Genomic DNA, 20,468 nt, shown 5'->3' on the forward strand with positions numbered 1-20,468 from the left:
CTTCGCTTTGAAGTGCAGGACACGGGCATTGGCATTCCCGAGGAGTCGTTAAAGCAGATTTTTGAGGAGTACTCCCAGGCTTCACTTGACACGACCCGCAAGTTCAAGGGCACGGGGCTGGGCCTGGCCATTGTGCATTTGCTGTTGAGTCTGCACCAAAGTCAGATTTTTGTGGAAAGTCAGCAGGATCAGGGCTCCCGCTTTTACTTTGACATTGCCTTTCCGAAGGCCGTTTAAGTATTAAAAAATGGCTTTTAAGAAAGAAACCCAATGATTTACTGTTTAAGATAGTACAGTAGGACATCGTTCTTTTTCAGTAGCTTATCCGAAAAGGGCGGCAATAAATGCAATAATGTTGCATTTATTGCCGCCCTTTTCCTTGTGATTCCAAAAGTGTAGTTACTTTTGCAACATTGTTGCATTTTTACTCCACTATAAACATGAAGCGTACATTTAGAAACCTTGGCCTGTTTATGCTGGCCTCTGCTGCCTTTCTGAGTTGCCAGAAAGACAATGCAGTCGAAGATTCTTCCACCCGCGAACACCGATTTTTGCGGGTACTGGTCTCGGATCAGGAATCTAAACAGCTAACCCAGATTAACCCCTATGACGGCACCACCAGTACTTTTGACGCTAAATATCCCCTGGCGAATCTCTATACGACTGCTTCTCAGCGTTTTGCGGCCGTTTTGTACCAGGGCCAGAATCTGGTGGAAGTATTTGATTCAGGCTTCGAATCGCACGTTGATCATGTCGATCAGAAAGGTACGCCCAAGTTTGGTTCCATTACGGCAACGGGTCTCAAGCCTACGCACTTCAAAAGTCGCGGTCAGGAATCCCTGATTTTTAACGACGGAGACGGTACCCTAAGCCTAGGCAATGAAACCAATTTTCACACCGCCGGAGCCCAGATGCAGGTCATCAACGCCGGACTCGTCCCGCACCACGGAGCCATGGCGGCTTTTGACAATGGTACCTATGCGGTAACCTCGGCCCCGGCCAGCGGAAAAAGTCCAAACCGGGTACTCGTCATTGACAAGCAGGGCAAAACAACGCACGCGTCTACGCAGGAAGTCGGAGCCATTCACGGCAACGCGACGGATGGAGCCCATGCGGTTTTCGGTGCCTACACCTCGGCCGAGGCTACCAGTGGAGGCGTATTGGTCGTTGAATCGAACGGCGAACAACGGATGATTGCGAATCCCGCAGGCTTCGGAGCGTACCGCCTCGGCAGCATTTACTACGCGGCGGCGGCCAAGAAATTCATTGGTTTTGTTGCGACCAAGGGTGCGTATCTCATCGATTTGTCCAGCAATCAGATTACCCCTATTTACGCGGGTACGGATGCTTTTCAGTGCAAGGTAGATTATGCCGGGAATCGTTTGCTCGTCCTTTCGCTTGATGGTAAACTGCGGGTGTATGATTTAGCCAGTAATCGTTTGATCAAAGAAGGCAACGTAATCGGCACGACCGATGCTGGAGCTACGTATAAACCCATACTGGAAGCTACCAACCGGTTTGCGTACATTGCTCTGCCGACCACGGGAGAGGTACATCAGATTAACCTCGAAACGCTGGCTACGACCACCAAACACAAAGTGTCTGCCAAACCCGTACGTCTGACTTTGCTGGGTTTTGAAAGCAGCGAAGGTCATAATGACTAAGATTTCTTCCCATTAATTCTAAAAAAAAAGAACCCGAAAGCTCGACACTTTCGGGTTCTTTTTTTTAGGCCTTATTCCCATTTCGGAAACGGATCGCGGAAGCGTACGCCGGTCTGCATCCGCCGGATTTCGGCTGGGGTACACAGGCAGCTTTCCAGTTCCCGAATGATTTGTTCTTGTGCCAGGTCCTGACCAATAATCACCAACTCATTCATGCGATCGCCAAAGTCAGGATGCCAGCGTTTCCGAATCAATAATTCATTTTCCTGATAAGCGGGATAGTACAGGCGTTCTTTCTCCGGAATTGCTGCCCACCAGGTACCCGCCGGCTCGGCCCGTAAAGAGCCTCCCGCCTGCCCCCAGCTCAGGGCTTTATCGGGTCGCGACGCCAGCCAAAATAACCCCTTCGAGCGTATGATCCCCGCGGGCCATTCTTCCTGAAGATACGCCCAGAAACGCTCGGGATGCAGCGGCCGGGAATTCCGGAAAACGAAGGAATGAATGCCGTACTCCTCACTTTCGGGAGTATGATGGCCTTTCTGTAATTCCTCTACCCAGCTTTCTGCCTGCGACGCTTCCTCCAGATTAAACAGCCCCGTATTCAGAATCTGTTCGGGTTCTACCCGACCGAAACTTGATTCGACCAAGCGGGCTTTGGGATTCAGATGCTGGAGAATGGCCTTTAATTCCCCCAGTTGATGCGGGGTAATTAAATCCGTTTTGTTGAGAATCAATACATTGGCAAACTCAATCTGATCGGTCAGTAAATTAACGATACTCCGCGTATCGGCCTGATCGTCTGGGTTGAGCTTCCGACTGCGGACGGTATCAATCGAACCAAAGTCTTTGGCAAAGTTGTAGGCATCAACTACGGTTACGAGCGTGTCCAGCCGACTGAACGCCGATAAGTCAATTCCCATCGCTTCGTCGGTATAACTGAAGGTCTGAGCTACGGGCAAAGGCTCTGAAATGCCCGACGATTCGATCAACAGGTAATCAAAACGGTTTTCTCGAGCTAGCTTTTCCACTTCAACCATCAGGTCTTCCCGCAGAGTACAGCAAATGCAGCCATTAGACATTTCGACGAGTCGTTCCTCGGTACGAGACAGTACATTCTGCGATTGAATCGTCTGAGCATCCACATTGACTTCACTCATATCATTGACGATAACGGCCACTTTCAGGCCGTGACGGTGATGCAGGAGATAATTGAGCAGGGTGGTTTTACCCGCTCCCAAAAATCCGCTCAGTACGGTTACGGGGAGTTTTTTTACCATGAGGAGAATACGTTAGGGGTTCATATTTGCAACGTTGTTGCAAATATGAACATTTAAATGCAACATTGTTGCATTTATCAACCTACTATTTTCTCTTCAAGTAATACGAAGCCTCATCGCTGAGATTGTAGTAGCAAGGTTACTCGGCTTCGTTCGTATTGGTTTGCAACCAGGCTACTTTTTGCTCGGATTCATGGGGCTGACTAATTAATTCCCCGTACAGTTCAGGACGGCGGGCCTGTAAATAGCGATGCCCTCCGGCCTGCGTGAGATTGTCGGAGGTCAGGATTGCGGTTACGACTTCATTATCCAGGGATCGGCATTCGGCCAGTATATCACCGAAGGGGTCCAGAATCATGGAGCACCCGTTTTTGAGCTGATCGTCATCCATGCCGATGGGGTTGGCAAAGACGGCATACACGGCATTATCGTAGGCTCGGGCGGGTAGCCATTTCATCAACCACTGCCGCCCTTTGAGTCCATCAAATTCAGCTCGCAGGGAAGTGGGGTCATACTTCCGGTTCTCCCAGAGTTTGGGATCTACAAATCCGGCTCCGGGACGAGTAGAGGGCGTACACATGGTTACGTGCGGCATCAGAATAATCTCGGCTCCGAGTAGCTTGGTGGCCCGCACATTCTCGATGATATTGTTATCGTAACAAATCAGGATACCGCATTTCCAGCCGTACAGATCAAACACGCAGTACGCGTCGCCGGGCGTCAGGTGTGGATTGATGAAAGGATGTAACTTACGGTACTTTGCCAATAGGCCGGATTGATCCACGCAGACGTAGGCTTTGTACAGACGATCCTGTTCATCCTTTTCGAATAAACCCGCTGCAATTGCAATCCGATGCTTTCGGGCCAGACGGATCAATTCATCGGTGCTGGGTCCCGAGGGGATGGGCTCGGCGATAGCCAGCAGTTCTTCCCGACTCAGGTGTCGGGCAAAAGTATATCCGGTAATAGAACACTCGTGAAACGCAATCACCTGAGCACCGGTCTGAGCGGCCTTGCCCGCCAGTTGATCGATGATGGAAAGATTATACGCTTTGTCACCACTCTTGTTTTCAAACTGAGCAGTAGCCATAACCAGGGTTCGCATAAGAGGCTTGTTTGAGTAGGCCCCAAAACTACGGAACCCGCTGGCAGCAGAATTGTACAAATTCGACAAGCCTTAGTCAGGTGAAGGAAGGAAATTGACCGCCAGACGATTTTGCTGTTTCAGATAAAGTGAAGGCGTAAGGCCGGTTAGCTTGCGGAATTCCCGGATCAGATGGGCCTGATCATAGTAGCCCGCTTCGTACACCGCTGGTGTCATCCCATGTTTGTACTGGGGCTGTTGTACCTCTTTGAGAAAATAATGCAGCCGAACAATACTGCCCATTTTTTGCGGACTTACGCCAATGATTTCCTTGAATTTACGCTCCAGTTGCCGTTGTTCGTAGCCTGTAAACTGCATCAGTTCACGAGCCGTAAAGCATCCGTTTCGCTGAATGATCCACTGCGTAGCGGCTGTGATGAGGGGTTGCGGCCGATCCGTTGCCTGCTTAAGCAAGACTTTGAAAAAATGATCGAGCTGCTGCTTACTCGACTGGACGTCAGTTGAGTCGCTGAGTTGCTGATACAGGTCACGGCTCGCCGTCCCCAGTATGAGATCCAGTTCTACGATTTGGTTGCTTAGCTCCGAAGCGGGTATTCCCAATAAAGAGCTCATCCCATACGGCTGAAAAACCACGATGATCAGATTGGTAATTCCGCTCGCATATACCGTTTTGTACTCCCTGATCTGCCCATAAACGAAGGAGGCCGGGAGTCGATCGCCCCGATCATCTTGCAAAAGCGAATTAAAGGAGAAAACCAGGCCTGTACTACCGTCCGAGAATAACCGTAATTTTTGTACGCTTTCAAACGAATGCCGGATGAAGAGATAGTGCCGGATGAACGGCAGCAAAGCGGGAGCGGGTAACAGTTGCATCGCTGAAGAGGAGTTGGGTAACCTTCAACCAAAGGCAAAGCCTACGCAACATACGATTTTTTCGTTGACTGTAGTACCCAGACACCCGATAGGCTACCTGAAGACTTTCTAAATACCCCTCCGACCCACGCTTCATGTAAATTTCAGCCGGGATGCTGTTCCCCGGCTGAACGTACACTTAAGGTAAAAATTCCCGGCTTATTGCTACGCCCGCCATGGTACCTGCGGCGACGGCGACACTCACGGTTCGCTTCATGGTCGTGGCATCACCCGCGGCATACACCCCAGCGATACTCGTTTTTTGCAGGGCATCTACCTGAATATAACCGTCTTCTGTGTGCACGCACCCCAGGTCCCTGGGTAATGGACAGTGCTGTTCAAAAGGCGGGCGGGCGTACAGGGCATTCAACGGAAACTTCCGGCCGTCAGCAAGTACCAAATGCTGTAAATACCCATTTTCGTGAACGATCTCCTGTAAAGGCGTTTCTTCAATGGTAATACCAAGCGAACTAAGAATGGAGGTGTCCGGAATGGTGGAAGGTGCGTTGGTGAATACGGTCAGTTGCGGAGTCCAGTTACGGATGAGGCGGCCCATTTCCAAAGCGGTTTCTCCGTTCATGAGAATACCGGTTGGCTGATCGCGATACTCGTAACCATGGCAATACGGACAGTGAATGACTGAGATGCCCCAGCTTTTGGAAAAACCGGGCAGGGCGGGCATCAGGTCCCGAATGCCGGTAGCGAACAACAGTTTTTTGGCCTGTATAACGGAACCCGCATCCGTAGTCACGGTAAAATTCATATCCTGCCCCGTTACGCTGACAGCCGTTTCGCTTTGGAAACGAACCGTGGGATAGTTCAAGACCTGAGCTTTGGCACGTTCGGCAATCTCGGCAGGTGTACTGCCATCCTGCGTAAGGAAATTATGGGAATGAGGAGTTTGACGGTTACAGGGCCGACCGCTATCTAGGATAACGACTTGTCGAATGGCTCGCCCCAGGCTCAAAGCTCCGGCTAAACCGGCGTAACTACCGCCAATAATCACGACATCTACAGATTGTTTCATGGTCTTTTCAGGAAAGTAACGTCACAAACGTAAGACTTTTGTCACATATATGTGACATTTCAATGCAAAATTTTTTAAAGCCCTATGCCTTTACTAAACGAAAGCCAGGCAAAATGTTTAAGACTATTTTTAGCTACGGAGCCCATCGCTTCGGCATTGACCGTCGCAGCAATTACTCCACTAAAAAACATGGCAATCCATTCCGCTGTAAATTCGGAAGCGATCAAACCCTGAGTCTGCAATTGGGTGATCACACCCCGATACCGCGAGTAAAATGCATCATACTGAGCACAATCAGGGTTTTGTGACGAGTGCAGATGTTCCGGTCGGGTATGTAGTTTGCTGAATAGCGAAAACTTGGCTCCGCATTCTACACCCGCGTACACCATATTCTCCAGTTGCTTCAGCGGATCATCCGAAGCTTCCAAGGCCTGCATCATGGCGGTCCGGCAACTCCGCTGCATTTCCTTCTGGCAGCTCATCAGTAACGCTTCGCGGGTTTTGAAGTAGCGGTGAAGCGTCCGCCGGGTAATGGCGGCTTTCTCCGCTACCTTTTCCAGCGGAGCGGAATAATCCTCGTTAAAGACGAGAATGGCGGCGTCGATGATCTTTTGTTGGGTGTTTTGCATACCGTAAAAGACAAAACTACGAAAAATTTATTGGGAAGAATGGCTTCTGAACCTATCCATTGAATGGATCAGCCGAGTGTTGATGAGTTACCACTCGGCTGATTCGGTTTCTAGGTCCAGTAGGTAATGGGGGCTTTCGGGAAACGCTCCTGCCAGGCCCGGGTCAAAAACGTTCGCAAGGATTGCATCATTTCAGGACGGTACACAAACTTCACGCCCCCAAACTTATTGTACTTGCTGGCCCGACTGCCCTCGTCCATTTCAACGCCAATATTGGGATACCAGCCGGATAATGCCGCCTTGCTGCCGGGGGTGAAACGGTGGGTAATGAACTCAACCGTCAGATCGCAGGGAAAATCCAGGCGATCGGCTAACTGATCCAATAGGTCGGTATAATGCTGCTGCCAATCGGGAATGGGCATGATGGGAGCCAGTACCACCCCCACCGCGTAACCTCCGCCGCCAAGGGCACGGGGCAACGCTAGTTTTCGCAGGGCTTCGATACGAGCCGCCACCGGTGCCGTTCCGCCTTCGAGGCGGCGGGCAATGGGTTCGGCGTTTAGACTTACCCGTGCCCGCGTCCGGCCTTCGTGGGGCAGGTTCAGCAAGGGGTTTACCTGATCATACTTGGTCACAAACCGCAACTGAGCCTGCGGGCGGGTAGCGAAATAACGGACGCATTCTTCTAAACTGCCCGTGAGGTGTTCTATACCAATGACGTCGGTGTAGCAGCTTACTTCAAAACTCGTCACCCGGTCTTCCCTTTCATAGGTAGCCGTATGGGCCAGCAGTTGCGGCAGATTAGCAAAAACCCTGGTAACGGGCGGTCCCGACAAACTTCCGGCCAGGTAACAGTACTGACAGTGAGCCGGACAACCTTCGGCCAGGTTGAGCTGCCAGTCGGCCGAAGGCGGTGTTGGTTGCAGCCGCAGGGCACTTGGCGGAGCTTTCACCACGGCCAGGGTATTCTTGGCGTTTCGGTAGGTTTCGCGTTCGTCCGCACCACGCAAACCCGTAATGCGGTTATTTTTCAAGACTTCAATGGGTAAATCCAGAGCCTGCATCCGCTGGTACATTTGCTGACCGAAAGGTTCTTCCAACGCGTCTGGCGTAAAGAGCACCCGCTTGGGTAACCACAATCGGCTGGAGACAGTAGGACTCAAACTAGACGTAATTTTCTCGGGAATGGTTACCATCAGATAAGGAATTAGGGTTGGTTTCTTCGCTATTATATAAACCCCGAAACACCCTTTTTAATTCAGTATAGCCCCAATACTTACAAATACATACTATTGATTTACAGATACTTGTAAATTATTTTCACTATATTTTCCAGGAAGCTTTTAGTAAAATGGACGTACCTGGTTTTATCGAGCCATCTCGGGAGTCTTTCGAACCGAGTACCTCTGTTTTCCGCCAACAAAAAAATACAATATCGGATTTTCCTACTGACATACGGCTGTCATCCAGCCATTAGAGCTTTGCTATCGTAACCTTAAACGCACGCAAGATGTCTGGATCTTTCAAGGTGAACGCAGGAATCATCACACCGAAGCTCGCGGAGAGCAAAGCATTTTACCAAAACGTACTGGATTTTACGGTCCTATTTGAAAACGACTTTTTCGTATTGTTGCAACAGCCTAGGGGTACGGCAGAAATTAGCTTCCTCTTGCCCGATCATCCTTCGCAACAGCCGCTATTTCATCCGTCTTTTGCCGGAACGGGCGTTTACCTAACCATCGAAATTCCTGATGTTGAGCAGCAGTATGCACGCATCAAAAGCTTGGGCATACCTATCCACATTGATTTACGAAAAGAACCTTGGGGAGATAATCATTTTGCGATTGTTGATCCCAATGGAATCAGTATTGATCTGGTTACTTATCAGAGCCCAGCGTAACCAGAACCATAAGACTCGGTTTGTTTTTGTTCACCGCAAATAAAAAAGGTCTACCTGTCGTCACAAGTAGACCTTCATACGTTTAATCTTCTCAGTCATCAAAGCCGCCACTTCTTTGACCGATGAAGTGATACAAAAGTGGCTTCAAACTGCTAAAATGTTGTTGATCTTCGACAAATGGTAGGTTTAGCTCGATAAATGGTAATTTTTGCAGGTTTTTTAGAAAAGTAGTTAACATTAGTTTACCTATACTTATTAACTATTTAGATTACCAAAACTTTCGGTAGTGTTCCACTCAAGGATTTAAGTACATTGGTTCAGTATTTACGGTAAGGGACTGGGATTGTCCCAAATCAACTAGAATAGTAAACTGATGCAAGCCCGCCTCTTCAGGACCATGGATGAATCGCAACCTCAACTCAGCTGGGCGTGCAGGCACCTTCCTTAAGAATTCGGATAGTGGTTGAAAACGTCGTTCTTCATCTGCTACCTGTACCCAATCACTCAAATCGCTCCCGGCAGGTAAACCAGTAGTATAGGATTGGTTACTGATTGTTTTGATGGATTTTATCTGATCCAGGGGTACTTCTAAGGGGCTACAAGCCCAAGCACTCCAGCTTCCACTCCCCTGAAATGTATTTGAAAATTGGAGTCGGCCGTGAAGAATTATCTCAAGCTCAGAAAAATGAACGGTGTCACGGGGAGTTACTGGAACAACGCCTTCAGCAGTACGTTTCCCCAACTGTGATTCGTAGGATTGAATGGCGTAATGCAACACGGAATCCTTGCATTTTCGACAACTCCAGAATGTGCCCACGAACGTAGGACCTAAGAATAAAAGCAAGAGAAAGCTTAGACTTTTCATGAAGGTACGATTTCTCCATAGACACGCTTTTTAGGATTTGCGTTGGTGTACCGACTAAATCAAACCTTATTCTTAGTCTTTGCTAAGCAGGAGTGGCCTGGTATTTTTACCAAGAACCCTAAGTTATTACTACCAATCAACCTATTAACTCATATAATCCATGCAAACTGTCGCTTTACAATTCAATGCCAATGGCTACCTCATGAAGGATAATGTTCAGTTGGCGGTGTCGGAGGAAGGAAATCCTGCCATTCTTAAAGTGGAGGAAATGCCCATTATCGAAGAACCCATTTCTAAACTGGGCCTGGACATAACCTTGCTCATTGCAGTTCCTAATCAAAATTCCCGCCAACTCGAAGAATTTGAAGCTTCCTGCGTACTTAACTATGAGCAGGCCTTATTCTTACGGAATTTCATTGATACCTTCCTTCAGGTAAATAAGTAACGCTACTTTCTTACTGGAGTACTACCGTTTTTTGCTGAGTTATTGCTCAGAAAAGCACACCTTCTATGCATCTATGGAACAAATCCCTGCGTACTTTCGTAGTAGGATGAGCTTTCATTTAGTCAACATGCATAAACACACCTGGCCCCTTCTCCTGGGAATGTTTGTCGTATCTGCGTGCTCCAGTACGCATTACTACGCGGCACGTTCCACGGGATCGGCATTACTGGAAGTAACGGATCAGGCCAACCCTTCGCTGGTTTCCGGGCCGAGTTCCAATCTAGCCAACTACCTGCAAACGTACCATGATAGTCTGGATCGTTCCATGAATCAGGTGCTGGTACAATCCGCTAAATACCTTAAAAAAGGAGGTGTAGAATCCGAATTGGGTGATCTACTGACGGATTTATTTCGCGAGCAGGCCCAGAAACGATACGGAGCTACGATTGATTTGGCTCACATGAATAACGGAGGAATTCGAGCCGAACTTCCCGCGGGCAATATTACGCTACGGAATGTGTACGAAATCATGCCTTTCGACAATGATTTGGTGGTACTGACGGTATCGGGCGAAACGATGCGTCAGTTTATCGAATACCTTGCCGCCCGTCTGGACCCGCAGTCTGGTCTGAAGCTGGTAGTGGATAAGGAGACTAAAAAACCACTGGAAATCTACGTACAGGGTCAGCCCTTCGACTCGCAAAAAACCTACCGTATTCTGGTAAGCGACTACGTAGCTACGGGTGGCGATAGTGCCTTTTTCCTGAAAAATAGCCTGAAATCAGAGCCGTTGAATTACCTCATGCGGGACGCCATACGCGATTATTTCGTTAGTAAAGGTCAGCAAAATCAAATTCTTAATCCCCAGCTGGACGGTCGTACTACCCTCCGCTAAGTCCCTAATTGTATGCGTTCTGATCGTCGCCATTTTTTTCGACAACTCACGGGTTTAAGCGGAGCCTTAGTGCTGGGTAGCTTTGAGGGCTGGTCCCAAACACAGGCCGATTCGCTCAAACTAACTATTCTACATACCAACGATACGCATAGTCACCTCGACCCCTTTCCGCCCGGTGACCGTAATGCCGGTAAAGGTGGTGTCGTCAACCGGGCTCGTTTACTCAGTAAAATCCGGCAGGAAGAGTCTCACGTACTGCTGTTCGATGCCGGGGATATTTTCCAGGGTACGCCCTATTTTAATCTTTTCCATGGAGAGCCGGAAGTACAGAGCCTGAGTATGCTAGGATACGACGCCATTACGATGGGCAACCATGATTTTGACGGCGGTATGGAGGTATACGCCAAACAAATTCGGGAGCACGCAACTTTCCCCGTCCTGGTAGCTAATTATGATTTCAAAAACACCCCGCTACAGGATTTAGTAAAGCCGTACAAAATCTTCAAAGTCAACGGCCTACGCATCGGCGTTTTTGGTCTGGGCATTCAACCCAAGGGATTAATTCCGGCGAAATTATTCGGCGATACGCAGTACCTTGACCCCTTGACTAAGGCGAATGAAGTAGCGGCGTTTCTGCGGAACGAGGAAAAGTGCAGTTTAGTCATTTGCCTTTCTCATTTGGGCTTCAAAGGTAGTGCCGGAGAGATAATCGATCCGATTTTGGCTGCTCAGTCCCGGCATATCGATCTCATTATCGGTGGGCATACCCATACCTTTTTACCCGAACCCAAAGTCTTTACCAACCTGGATGGCAAGCCTGTACTCGTGAATCAGGTAGGCTTTGGCGGTATCAATCTGGGGCGTCTGGACTTTACATTTGATCGTGTGACCAAACAGGTATTTTCTTCAGGGAATAATTTGACGGTTGCTTAACTACTAATAGTCCAGCAAAATTTGACTTTTCTGACTCCTAACCTTAAAAGCCTGCCTTGCTTACAAAGCAGGCAGGCTTTTAAGGTAATATGAGATATATAGGTGGGTGGATGATGCACAACAAGGAACGCCAAATTTGATAACATCGGCATTCTGGGAATAGGTGGCTCCGTTAGTTTGCATGAAAATCCCCTTATCCAATTCAACTAACGGAGGTTCACCGAACATGTGTTTACGAATCGGCTAACACGTTTGCTAACGCTATCCGTAAACGTCACAAACATACAAGCCTAAAAAAAAAGGTTAGTAGACCTAATCTAACTACTATTAGGCCCCCATATTTAGGGGCTTATTATTCAAAATAGACGGTAGACTTATGAGCAGTAATAATTTAACAATTCTGCTTTTTTGAGTAGCTAAACTATTTACGATTCCTATATTATACCTAAATTTTCTGATTAATAAAAATCAAAAATTAGTTTAACAAAAGTTAAACAATTATGTTATCAAGTAACTAACTGCATGTATATATTGTAAGTCGTTCCGCCCGTATACCTATCTTTTCGTAACTTAAACCCTACGCTATGATGCACCGTTGGCTTTATCCAGCCTCATTCCAAACCATTCAGTATAGTAAGTTTTTTGATTTTTAACCCCACACCTTTTAGTTTGTGACCCATCCGCCAATGAATATGACTCGCCTTGAATTTTTAGTCGCCCAACACGTTACTATTAAAGAAATATTACTTTCTTCTTTTTCCGCTGACGACGATACGGTCATTCGTCTAGCGGATAGCCTGCTCATGAATCAAAGCAAAATTGCTACTGAACTACAGGAACAGGCTTACATGCTCATTAGAGCGGGAGACCTTCAGTTTGAGGTATTCAATAACCGGGGACACGTCAACATTCAGCAAAAAGAGTAAAACCCGGATCAGTGAATTTTTGAAAAGCTGGAACCTTCAGGCCTTGCCGCGAATGTTCCAGCTTTTTTTGGCCTTTGAAAAGCGATAAGTTGCCTTGACCGAGATTGTGCAGGATGTACCAATGAACGGATCGCTTTATCTTCGGACCGTCAAATGAATCTCTAACCGCATGAAAAAATTACTTTATCTGGTCAGCATATTTCTAGTTTGTGGGGGTTCGGCCCCCCGTAGCATCAGCTGGCTGGCGTTGGGTGACTCCATTACATACCTTAATGACCACACGGATGAAACGCAACATCGCATATCCAAGGGTTACCTAACGCTCATTACGGAACGACACCCGCGAATCCAGTATATCAACCAGGGACATAATGGATGGTCATCCGTACAGATTGCCCAGAAGATCGAATCACTGGGGCTGGTGAAAGCGGATGTATTCACCGTTTTTCTGGGCACGAACGACTGGTGGCAGGGAAAGCCCCTGGGCACGCTGGCGGATTATGAACAGCATACCGGAGCCGAAACCATTTACGGTTCCTTTCGTATCATTCTGGATAAGTTCAAACAGCTCAATGAATCCGCAAGGGTCATTCTGATTACGCCGATGCAGCGGGTAGATTTTGTGTACATCAATAATTTCAAGAATCAGGCGTATGGTTCGTATCAGGAAAAAAATGGACAGCGACTGGAACAGGTCGTTGAGGCTATTAACCAAATTGGAAAGCTGGAGAAGTACCCCGTCGTTGACCTCTACCACGATTCGGATTTGGCTCTGAAAAAACTCGTCCGCTTCAAACGCCTGAAAGATCCCCAAACGGGTCAGTACCGCGACTATCCTTATCCTGACTTCATCGGCGTACCCTTCAATCCCGATACTGATGACTATCCCTACCCCAAAGAAGCCGCTGCCCTGACCTACGATGGTTTGCATCCTTCCGACGCCGGCTACCAGATCATCGCCGACCGTTTACTGGGTAAATGGCGGGGACGGAAGTAATGGTTTTCGTTGTTAGTTGCTGGTTCGAGCGATTCAATTTACGAGTATGGGTGTAGCGTATGACTCAATAAAAAAGCACCGCGACCTCCAAGATCGCGGTGCTTTTTTATTGAATTTTATCCGATACTCGTTTGTCTAGAAGCTGTACCGGGCTCCCAGCTGAATCTGGTAAGGGTTACCAGAGGGGTTCACGACACCCGCGGTGTTCACGCGGTAGTTGAAACGAGCAGCCGTTTTATCGAAGCCAGCGGCTTGCAAACCATACAGCGTCTGCGTACCCAACGTCTTCGTTACACCCCAGTTTTTGTTCAACAGGTTCGAGAAGTTGAATACGTCCGCTGAGATTTCCAGTGCGTGGTTTTTATAAAGCTTGAACTTCTTGTTGGCCCGTACGTCGAACGTACCGTAGAAACCATTGATTCCACCATTACGCTCCGCAATTTTTCCTTCGTATTTCAGGATGTAATTTTTGATGCTCTGACTAGCGTCAGGGTTATCCAAAATCGCCTGTAGGCCCGTACGTACGTTCTCAGGAACGCTACCGTTGGTACGGCTGAAAATATAGGCCAGATCGTTCGTACCCACAAAGTCACCGTTGTTATTCGCTCCTGACAATATCGAGTAACGCGTACCGCCGATGCCGGAGTAACGAACCCCAATCGTGATACCGTAGAAGGAAGGCAGCGTAGCGGCCAAGACCACTTTACTGCGGAAATGACCGTCTGAATACGTCACCCGGCTCAGGTTACGTGGGTCATCTACTACGGGCAGGGACAGGGTTGCTGAGTTGGCTACGTTTCCGTTAAAGGACGTATTATCGCGGATGTCGTTCCAGGTATAGCTGGCCGTGATTTCCCCATCCCGGAAGTAACGGTACGTGGCATCAGCTACGAAAGCAAACTGGTTTACTTTTCCTTCGCTAACCAACTCCAGGACGCGACCATATTTCTTGCTGATTCGACCTTCCAGCCAATCGGGTACACCACTCGTCGGCATGCTGTTCAAAGGTACGTACACGCCCCGATTGCCTTCTTGTGACAGGCGGAAGAAAGGCTCTACCGCCATGTTGCGATCTACGTAGGTGTAGTTGTTACGACCCAGTGACATATATCCGGCGATTCCTACGCGAAGACGATCCGTCAGGAAGCGGCTGTACGACAGGTTTGCTTTGTACACCACGGGAATACGAACATCCGGACCATAGGTGTTGATGGTAGGCAATTGAAACTGAGCCAGACTTGGAATACTACCGTAATTATTCCGGTACGCATTGAAGTCCGGTCTCGGCACGTTTGCTCCCCGAACATCCACGGTAGCCAGGTGCTTACCGTCAAAGGTTAGGTTATTGATAACCATGTAGTTGTTGATGTCGGAAGCAAATACCCCCCCGCCAAAACGTACATAATCGGTGTGACGCTCGTTCACATCCCAAGTAAATTGCAGACGAGGCTGTACGACAAAAGCCTTCAGTTTGTTATCGGTACGAATACCCAGTTCGTTAAGCAAATCCTGATTAAGCGGAGAAGAAGGGTAATGCGTATAATCCAGACGCAGACCGGCCGTCATGTCCAGACCGCGGGCAATCTTGGTTTGCATTTGTCCGTAAATACCCGCGTTAAGCGTTTTACCCGTTACACCCCAGTCATCCATCAAAGGCACTTCGCGGTAGTAGCGGTAAGGCTTCAGGTTGTTGAAGTTTTCCAGAGCCGTAATCGTACCGCCCGTGGTTGGATCTACCTCCGTATTATAGTGGAAGCGACCATTTACTTCACTACCGTACACCGAATAAGCATTGGTGTACATCACGTCAAAGCCAAAGGTATACTGTACTTTGTCGGTGTTGTAATACAGGTTGTCTACCAACTGAATGACGTTGTTGCGGAAACGTTCCTGAGCAAAACGGTGACCACCCATCTGGATGTTCGTCGTAGCATTCCGGCCTCCAGTTAGGGTAGATGCGACGTTTTCGACGATCGCCCGGGGGATGTTGGCTCCGGGCAATTGATCACCGGGGCTACTTTTCTGGTAGGTATACAGGTGCTGAAGTTTCAGCTCATTGGTCATCCGCGGATTCAGCGTACTGCGTAAGGTAGCCAGCAAGCTGTTGTCTACGTTGTAATCGTTACCGTACGATTCATACAGGTTGATGGCCGTGTTATCGGCTAAACCTAATTTATTAACGTCGCTGGTAAAGTTATTCCGCAGGGTCAGCAGGTGCTTGTTGTTGATCTGCCAGTCGATCCGGGCAAAGGCTGCGTCCGAACCACGTTTTTTATCAAAATTACCGTACTGTCGACCTTCGGGCGACATACCGTACTTGTTACGGGCAATGGTAATGTACTGATCGAGGGTAGCGGTTGTTACGTTAAAACGGCTTTCATCGGTAGCCGTCCGAATGTCCGCAATGATCAGCGGGCGGGAATCCTGCTGGTGATCCCATACCATGAAAAAGTGTAGTTTGTCCTTAATGATCGGACCGCCCAGCGAGAAACCGTACTGATTCGTTGAGAAAGGAGCATCGCGTTTGTTCCCCCGAATATCATAGGGGCTTGACAGCCAGTTCGCCCGCGTATAGTTGAAAATGCTTCCTGTAAATTTGTTGGTACCGGCTTTCGTTACCACACTCACCGTACCACCCCCGGCCCGGCCGAAGGTTACGTCATACTGGTTGGTCACGACTTTAAACTCCCGAATGGCTTCCATGGAAATCGAGTATGGAGCCCCGCTTCGGCTGGTGGTGGCTCCGGCCGAGGTCGGGTTTTTAGCCGTCATCCCATCAATGGTAAAGTTGGTGGAAGAAGCTAACTGACCCGAAAGGTTATCCCCACGACTCAGCGGAGAAAGGTCCATCAGAGAGCGGTAGTTCCGACCGTTTACAGGTAGTGTCAACATGGCTTTTGCTGAAATGGCCGTCGCCGTACCGATATCTTCGATCTTGTTTTTCAGACCGGAAGCGACAACTTCAACTACCTGTAAGCTTTGTTCACCTTCCTGCATGGTCAGGTTCACGCGGATGGCGTCACCCTGGTTGAGCATATAGCCCGTTCGCTTTTGTTCACCGTAACCAACGAAGGTGGCACGCACCAGATAGGGACCACCCAGGGGAAGCTCTTTAAAAGAGTATTCACCTTTGGCATTCGTAACGGTTCCGGTCGTAAAGCCCGTCGATTCGTTTTTGATCTGAACGGTTGCTCCCGGTAAGGGTGCGTTATCTTTTTCATAAATAACCCCGAAAATCGAGGCTTGCGTCGTTTGGGCAAACGAGGGCTGAGCAAGCCAGCACGTACCCAAAACAACCAGGATGGCGAGTAATAAAGATTTTTTCATCTAATGGGAATAAAGCGTAAAATTCCCGCAAATAGACAGTTCCAACGTTAACTGGATATTAACCGCCCGTTACGAAATCAATACGAATGAATTCCGCAATAAATGCCTCTCTGTGGTTCTAGGCCCGTAAACCGGTTTTATCTTCCAGCGTCACACGGGCTATTTCATCCTTTTGTTTGAAGCTAACTCGCTAGTGCTGTTAGATGTACCGCAGCAGTTCCATTGTGGCTCGCACCATCGCAGGCGTACCCCCAATCCGGTCGTGAAAGCTGACGGATCATTGACGCCGCCGGGTTTCCGATTCAGCATATAACTGATCAAACTCCCATTTAACCTGATTCAAAAACGGATCGACCGAGAAACGTCGACCCTCCACGAGTAAACTATCATTGCACCGCAGAGTAGACGGTACCACCACAAAATCTCGGTTGTGAGGTGTTGAATAAGTAAACTATCCATTTTGAAATGAGCCTGTGCTCCTACCTAGCAAAGGGTCCCAGTACGAAAAAAGGCAATAAGAAGCTGTTTCATCGAAGGGATGAATGAAAAAAGGGAAGAAAATAAAGAAGTGCGTATTAGTCGATGCGGACCAAAGCCCGGCCCTGCATGTGCCCTTTCAGTATGGTTTCAAGGACGGCGGGAACTTCGGCCAAGGTGATTTCTCGCGTTAAGCTCGGTAAATCCGCAGGTTTCCAATCGCCACTCAGGTGCTTCCAGATTTCCGATCGGGATTCAATGGGGTATTCAACCGAATCGATTCCAAGGAGCTGTACGCCGCGTAGGATGAACGGGAAGACCGTCAAGGGCAATTCGCCCCCATTCACCATGCCACAACAGGTAACCACCCCGCCGTACTGCACACTTTTAACAAGAGTAGCTAATACCGAACCACCCACGGTATCTATGGCACCGGCAAAACGCGGTTTCAATAGGGCTTTCCCTGAGGTATCTTCCAGCTCCGTACGGGGAATAATTTCGCTGGCCCCCAGACGGGTAAGGAACGCATGGGCTTCGGCTTTGCTACTAACGGCGGTAACAGGATACCCCAAACGTTCCAAAATGGCTACGGCAATAGAACCTACGCCGCCCGTCGCTCCGGTAACGACTACAGGCCCCTGCTCGGGACGAATTCCGGACCGGAGTAAGGCCGCTACGCTCAACCCGGCCGTAAAACCCGCCGTACCGTAACTCATACTTTCTTTGAGGCTTAAGGACTCGGGCCGACGAACCAGCCATTGAGCGGGCACCCGAATGTATTGGGAAAGGCCACCGCTGGTATTCATGCCCAGATCAAAACCGGTAACGATTACCTCATCGCCTACCTGCCAGTCGCCGTGACTGGAAGCTTCAATAACCCCTGCTGCGTCGATGCCCGGCGTATGGGGGTATTGGCGAGTCACGCCCCGATTACCCGAGGCAGAAAGAGCGTCTTTATAATTCAGCGAGGAGTAACGAACCCGAATCAGGACTTCTCCCGCCGGGAGTTCGTCAATCCTTTTTCGAGCTAAAGTAGTTTGAAAAGAACCGTCGGTTTCTTGCGTTACAAGCAGACATTCAAAGGTGGTTTCCATGCGTTTTGAGTGTAGATGATGAACCTTATGACTCCAACCGTACGACAATCTTGCCACTGAGCGTACCGGCTTCCATTTGTTCATGTACCTGGATGATTTCATCGAAGGTAAACATATGAGCGATCCGGGGCTGAATCAGGCCTTTGGCTAGATAATCGGCGAGTACCTGCATGTCTTCGCCGCTGGAATGGACAAACAGGAAATCCGCCTGTAAGCCCCGTACTTCGGCCTCCGCTTTCCACGCCTCCCCCTTTCCACTCGGAATGGTGATAAGCCGACCCGTTGGTTTCAGAATATGCAGGGCTTTCACGGCAGCTTCGGCCCCGAGTGTGTCCAGAGCAAAGTCAATATCCTGCGTGACCTGTTCGAAATCGGTGGTCTGGTAATTGATCCATTCATCGAGTCCCCGGGCCTTCAGTAGAGCTTCGTCTTCTGCCTTCGCCGTTCCGACGACGTAAGCCCCCAAAGCCTTGGCCATTTGTACGGCGAAAAAACCAACCTCTCCGGCGGCCCCCTGCACAAACACCCGCTCGCCCGCCCGTACAGCCGCTTTCCGAATCGCCTGATACGCCGTTAGAGCGGAAAGAGCCGTACCCGCAGCGATTTCGAAGGAAACGGAGGTGGGTTTCAGGGCTAAATGTTGGGCAGGAGCGGCTACGTACGCGGCATAAGCTTTGCCATGACCAGGGAAGTTGATCATTCCGAATACCTCGTCCCCCGCTTTAAAGGCGGTCGCGGCACTTTCAACGACTACGCCAGCGATGTCCCAACCTAAAACCAGAGGCGGGTCGTTTTTAATGTTTTCGTACTGTCCTTTCCCCTGTAAGGTTTTGTGATCTACCGGATTGATGGATAGAGCCTTGACTTGTACCAGTACCTCGCCGGACCGGATAGCGGGGCGGGGTAAGTCCCGGAGCTGTAATTGATTACGCCCGGCAAGGGGTTCCATGACGATGGCTTTCATACCAGAAAAGATTTAGAAACTGCAACTACGCAACAGTAACGACGATCTTGCCTACGGTTCTACCCGTTTCCTGTTGGAGATGAGCCTCACCCATCTGCTCAAAGGTATAGATTTTAAAGAGATGGGTTCGTACCATTTCCTCCGCTACTAAAGCGGCAATTTGCTGCATATCGGCTCCATCAGATTGTACCAGAAAGAAAAAGGCATTGATTCCCAGAGCCGCGGCCTGCTGTGTAATGGCTTCGGGCAATCCCGTAGGAATACTGATGAGCGTAGCTCCCGGTTTAAGTACCTTGAGTGAACGTTCCAGTACGGGCAGGGCTCCCACGAAATCCAGTACCAGATCCACCTCCGCCACGACTTCATCGAAGGGCTGAGCCGTATAATCAATGAATTCATCAGCTCCCAGACTTTGTACAAACGCCTGATTCGATGCTGAAGCCGTACCGATGACGTACGCTCCGAAATGTTTCGCCATTTGTACGGCAAAATGACCCACCCCGCCCGCAGCAGCGTGAATTAAAACGCGTTGACCCGGCTGAACCGGAGCTTTATGCACCATGGCCTGATAGGCCGTCAGAGCAGCCAGGGTAGCGGCAGCGGCTTCTTCGTGACTAACATTAGCCGGCTTCAAAGCTAACTGGTCAGCGGGAGCGGCGACGTATTCCGCATAGGCCTGACCATGACCGGGAAAATTGACCATGCCAAATACTTCATCGCCAACCTTGAACGCCGTTACGTTGGAACCAATTTCAGTGATAATCCCGGAAACATCCCAGCCTAGAATCAGTGGATGCACGGATTTTAATCGCCCGGCCATGCCTTTTCCCGCCCGCGTCTTTGCATCAACGGGGTTGATACTGATGGCTTTTACCTGAATCAATACTTCATTTTCCTGTACGGTGGGTACGGGCACATCGGTGTAAACAAATTGATCGACGCCTCCAAATTCATTAATTACAATGGCTTTCATGCTGGTTGTGGTTCTAAGTGCGGTGCAAAGTTGTACCAGTTTTTCCAGTACTTCCCGG

18 protein-coding genes are annotated in these 20,468 nt (G+C 49.1%); 8 read left to right on the plus strand and 10 right to left on the minus strand.

Annotated elements, in window-relative coordinates; translation table 11 throughout:
• Positions 1–237, plus strand: a 237-nt coding sequence (locus tag C5O19_RS21630) for an ATP-binding protein (RefSeq protein WP_133163407.1), incomplete at its 5' end; no start/stop codon positions are given.
• A 203-nt stretch (positions 238–440) separates the two neighbouring features.
• Positions 441–1,664, plus strand: coding sequence for a hypothetical protein (locus C5O19_RS21635; RefSeq protein WP_104715478.1), 1,224 nt, complete (start codon positions 441–443; stop codon positions 1,662–1,664).
• A 71-nt stretch (positions 1,665–1,735) separates the two neighbouring features.
• Here the strand turns inward: C5O19_RS21635 and C5O19_RS21640 are convergent, their stop codons facing one another.
• The 6 genes from C5O19_RS21640 to C5O19_RS21665 all read right to left on the minus strand — a co-directional run bounded on the left by C5O19_RS21640 (position 1,736) and on the right by C5O19_RS21665 (position 7,810).
• Complete coding sequence (locus C5O19_RS21640) at positions 1,736–2,941, minus strand: GTP-binding protein (protein ID WP_104715479.1); 1,206 nt, start codon at positions 2,939–2,941, stop codon at positions 1,736–1,738.
• A gap of 139 nt (positions 2,942–3,080) precedes the next feature.
• A complete protein-coding gene (locus tag C5O19_RS21645) occupies positions 3,081–4,046 on the minus strand; it encodes a nitrilase family protein (protein ID WP_104715480.1) in 966 nt (321 codons plus the stop codon).
• A 72-nt stretch (positions 4,047–4,118) separates the two neighbouring features.
• Positions 4,119–4,919, minus strand: coding sequence for an AraC family transcriptional regulator (locus C5O19_RS21650; protein WP_104715481.1), 801 nt, complete (start codon positions 4,917–4,919; stop codon positions 4,119–4,121).
• Between the two features lie 178 nt (positions 4,920–5,097).
• Complete coding sequence (locus C5O19_RS21655) at positions 5,098–5,985, minus strand: NAD(P)/FAD-dependent oxidoreductase (protein ID WP_104715482.1); 888 nt, start codon at positions 5,983–5,985, stop codon at positions 5,098–5,100.
• Between the two features lie 74 nt (positions 5,986–6,059).
• Positions 6,060–6,614 (minus strand): TetR/AcrR family transcriptional regulator, encoded by a 555-nt coding sequence (locus C5O19_RS21660; protein ID WP_104715483.1) that lies wholly within the window; start codon positions 6,612–6,614, stop codon positions 6,060–6,062.
• Positions 6,615–6,724: 110 nt separating this feature from the next.
• Positions 6,725–7,810, minus strand: coding sequence for an SPL family radical SAM protein (locus tag C5O19_RS21665; protein ID WP_104715484.1), 1,086 nt, complete (start codon positions 7,808–7,810; stop codon positions 6,725–6,727).
• Positions 7,811–8,124: 314 nt separating this feature from the next.
• On the opposite strand from C5O19_RS21665, the gene C5O19_RS21670 reads away from it, so the two are divergent.
• The 6 genes from C5O19_RS21670 (at position 8,125) to C5O19_RS21700 (ending at position 13,575) form a co-directional block, all read left to right on the plus strand.
• Positions 8,125–8,514, plus strand: coding sequence for a VOC family protein (locus tag C5O19_RS21670; protein ID WP_104715485.1), 390 nt, complete (start codon positions 8,125–8,127; stop codon positions 8,512–8,514).
• A gap of 1,025 nt (positions 8,515–9,539) precedes the next feature.
• Positions 9,540–9,824, plus strand: coding sequence for a hypothetical protein (locus C5O19_RS21680; protein ID WP_104715487.1), 285 nt, complete (start codon positions 9,540–9,542; stop codon positions 9,822–9,824).
• A 127-nt stretch (positions 9,825–9,951) separates the two neighbouring features.
• The gene (locus C5O19_RS21685; RefSeq protein ID WP_165796099.1) at positions 9,952–10,719 is read left to right on the plus strand and encodes a 5'-nucleotidase C-terminal domain-containing protein; all 768 of its coding nucleotides are present in this window, start codon (positions 9,952–9,954) and stop codon (positions 10,717–10,719) included.
• A gap of 12 nt (positions 10,720–10,731) precedes the next feature.
• Positions 10,732–11,652 (plus strand): bifunctional metallophosphatase/5'-nucleotidase, encoded by a 921-nt coding sequence (locus tag C5O19_RS21690; RefSeq protein ID WP_104715489.1) that lies wholly within the window; start codon positions 10,732–10,734, stop codon positions 11,650–11,652.
• Positions 11,653–12,344: 692 nt separating this feature from the next.
• A complete protein-coding gene (locus C5O19_RS21695; protein WP_133163423.1) occupies positions 12,345–12,578 on the plus strand; it encodes a hypothetical protein in 234 nt (77 codons plus the stop codon).
• 169 nt (positions 12,579–12,747) lie between these two features.
• On the plus strand, positions 12,748–13,575 hold the full coding sequence (locus tag C5O19_RS21700) for an SGNH/GDSL hydrolase family protein (protein WP_104715491.1): 828 nt from the start codon (positions 12,748–12,750) through the stop codon (positions 13,573–13,575).
• Positions 13,576–13,710: 135 nt separating this feature from the next.
• On the opposite strand, the gene C5O19_RS21705 is transcribed toward C5O19_RS21700, so the two are convergent.
• The 4 genes from C5O19_RS21705 to C5O19_RS21725 all read right to left on the minus strand — a co-directional run bounded on the left by C5O19_RS21705 (position 13,711) and on the right by C5O19_RS21725 (position 20,410).
• Positions 13,711–16,902, minus strand: a complete 3,192-nt coding sequence (locus C5O19_RS21705) for a carboxypeptidase regulatory-like domain-containing protein (protein WP_104715492.1) — start codon at positions 16,900–16,902, stop codon at positions 13,711–13,713.
• Between the two features lie 575 nt (positions 16,903–17,477).
• A complete protein-coding gene (locus C5O19_RS21715; RefSeq protein ID WP_104715493.1) occupies positions 17,478–18,473 on the minus strand; it encodes a YhdH/YhfP family quinone oxidoreductase in 996 nt (331 codons plus the stop codon).
• A gap of 25 nt (positions 18,474–18,498) precedes the next feature.
• On the minus strand, positions 18,499–19,437 hold the full coding sequence (locus tag C5O19_RS21720) for an NADP-dependent oxidoreductase (RefSeq protein WP_104715494.1): 939 nt from the start codon (positions 19,435–19,437) through the stop codon (positions 18,499–18,501).
• Positions 19,438–19,462: 25 nt separating this feature from the next.
• Positions 19,463–20,410: an NADP-dependent oxidoreductase gene (locus C5O19_RS21725; RefSeq protein WP_104715495.1), complete on the minus strand. Its 948-nt coding sequence runs from the start codon at positions 20,408–20,410 to the stop codon at positions 19,463–19,465.
• Positions 20,411–20,468: the final 58 nt, after the last annotated feature.

The sequence above is a fragment of the Siphonobacter curvatus genome, assembly GCF_002943425.1.
GTDB lineage: Bacteria > Bacteroidota > Bacteroidia > Cytophagales > Spirosomataceae > Siphonobacter > Siphonobacter curvatus.

Bases quoted from the DNA above. Each gene is read 5' to 3' on its own strand.
- C5O19_RS21635 (WP_104715478.1), top strand. From the start codon at position 441: ATGAAGCGTACATTTAGAAACCTTGGCCTGTTTATGCTGGCCTCTGCT.
- C5O19_RS21640 (WP_104715479.1), bottom strand. From the start codon at position 2,941: ATGGTAAAAAAACTCCCCGTAACCGTACTGAGCGGATTTTTGGGAGCG.
- C5O19_RS21645 (WP_104715480.1), bottom strand. From the start codon at position 4,046: ATGCGAACCCTGGTTATGGCTACTGCTCAGTTTGAAAACAAGAGTGGT.
- C5O19_RS21650 (WP_104715481.1), bottom strand. From the start codon at position 4,919: ATGCAACTGTTACCCGCTCCCGCTTTGCTGCCGTTCATCCGGCACTAT.
- C5O19_RS21655 (WP_104715482.1), bottom strand. From the start codon at position 5,985: ATGAAACAATCTGTAGATGTCGTGATTATTGGCGGTAGTTACGCCGGT.
- C5O19_RS21660 (WP_104715483.1), bottom strand. From the start codon at position 6,614: ATGCAAAACACCCAACAAAAGATCATCGACGCCGCCATTCTCGTCTTT.
- C5O19_RS21665 (WP_104715484.1), bottom strand. From the start codon at position 7,810: ATGGTAACCATTCCCGAGAAAATTACGTCTAGTTTGAGTCCTACTGTC.
- C5O19_RS21670 (WP_104715485.1), top strand. From the start codon at position 8,125: ATGTCTGGATCTTTCAAGGTGAACGCAGGAATCATCACACCGAAGCTC.
- C5O19_RS21680 (WP_104715487.1), top strand. From the start codon at position 9,540: ATGCAAACTGTCGCTTTACAATTCAATGCCAATGGCTACCTCATGAAG.
- C5O19_RS21685 (WP_165796099.1), top strand. From the start codon at position 9,952: ATGCATAAACACACCTGGCCCCTTCTCCTGGGAATGTTTGTCGTATCT.
- C5O19_RS21690 (WP_104715489.1), top strand. From the start codon at position 10,732: ATGCGTTCTGATCGTCGCCATTTTTTTCGACAACTCACGGGTTTAAGC.
- C5O19_RS21695 (WP_133163423.1), top strand. From the start codon at position 12,345: ATGACTCGCCTTGAATTTTTAGTCGCCCAACACGTTACTATTAAAGAA.
- C5O19_RS21700 (WP_104715491.1), top strand. From the start codon at position 12,748: ATGAAAAAATTACTTTATCTGGTCAGCATATTTCTAGTTTGTGGGGGT.
- C5O19_RS21705 (WP_104715492.1), bottom strand. From the start codon at position 16,902: ATGAAAAAATCTTTATTACTCGCCATCCTGGTTGTTTTGGGTACGTGC.
- C5O19_RS21715 (WP_104715493.1), bottom strand. From the start codon at position 18,473: ATGGAAACCACCTTTGAATGTCTGCTTGTAACGCAAGAAACCGACGGT.
- C5O19_RS21720 (WP_104715494.1), bottom strand. From the start codon at position 19,437: ATGAAAGCCATCGTCATGGAACCCCTTGCCGGGCGTAATCAATTACAG.
- C5O19_RS21725 (WP_104715495.1), bottom strand. From the start codon at position 20,410: ATGAAAGCCATTGTAATTAATGAATTTGGAGGCGTCGATCAATTTGTT.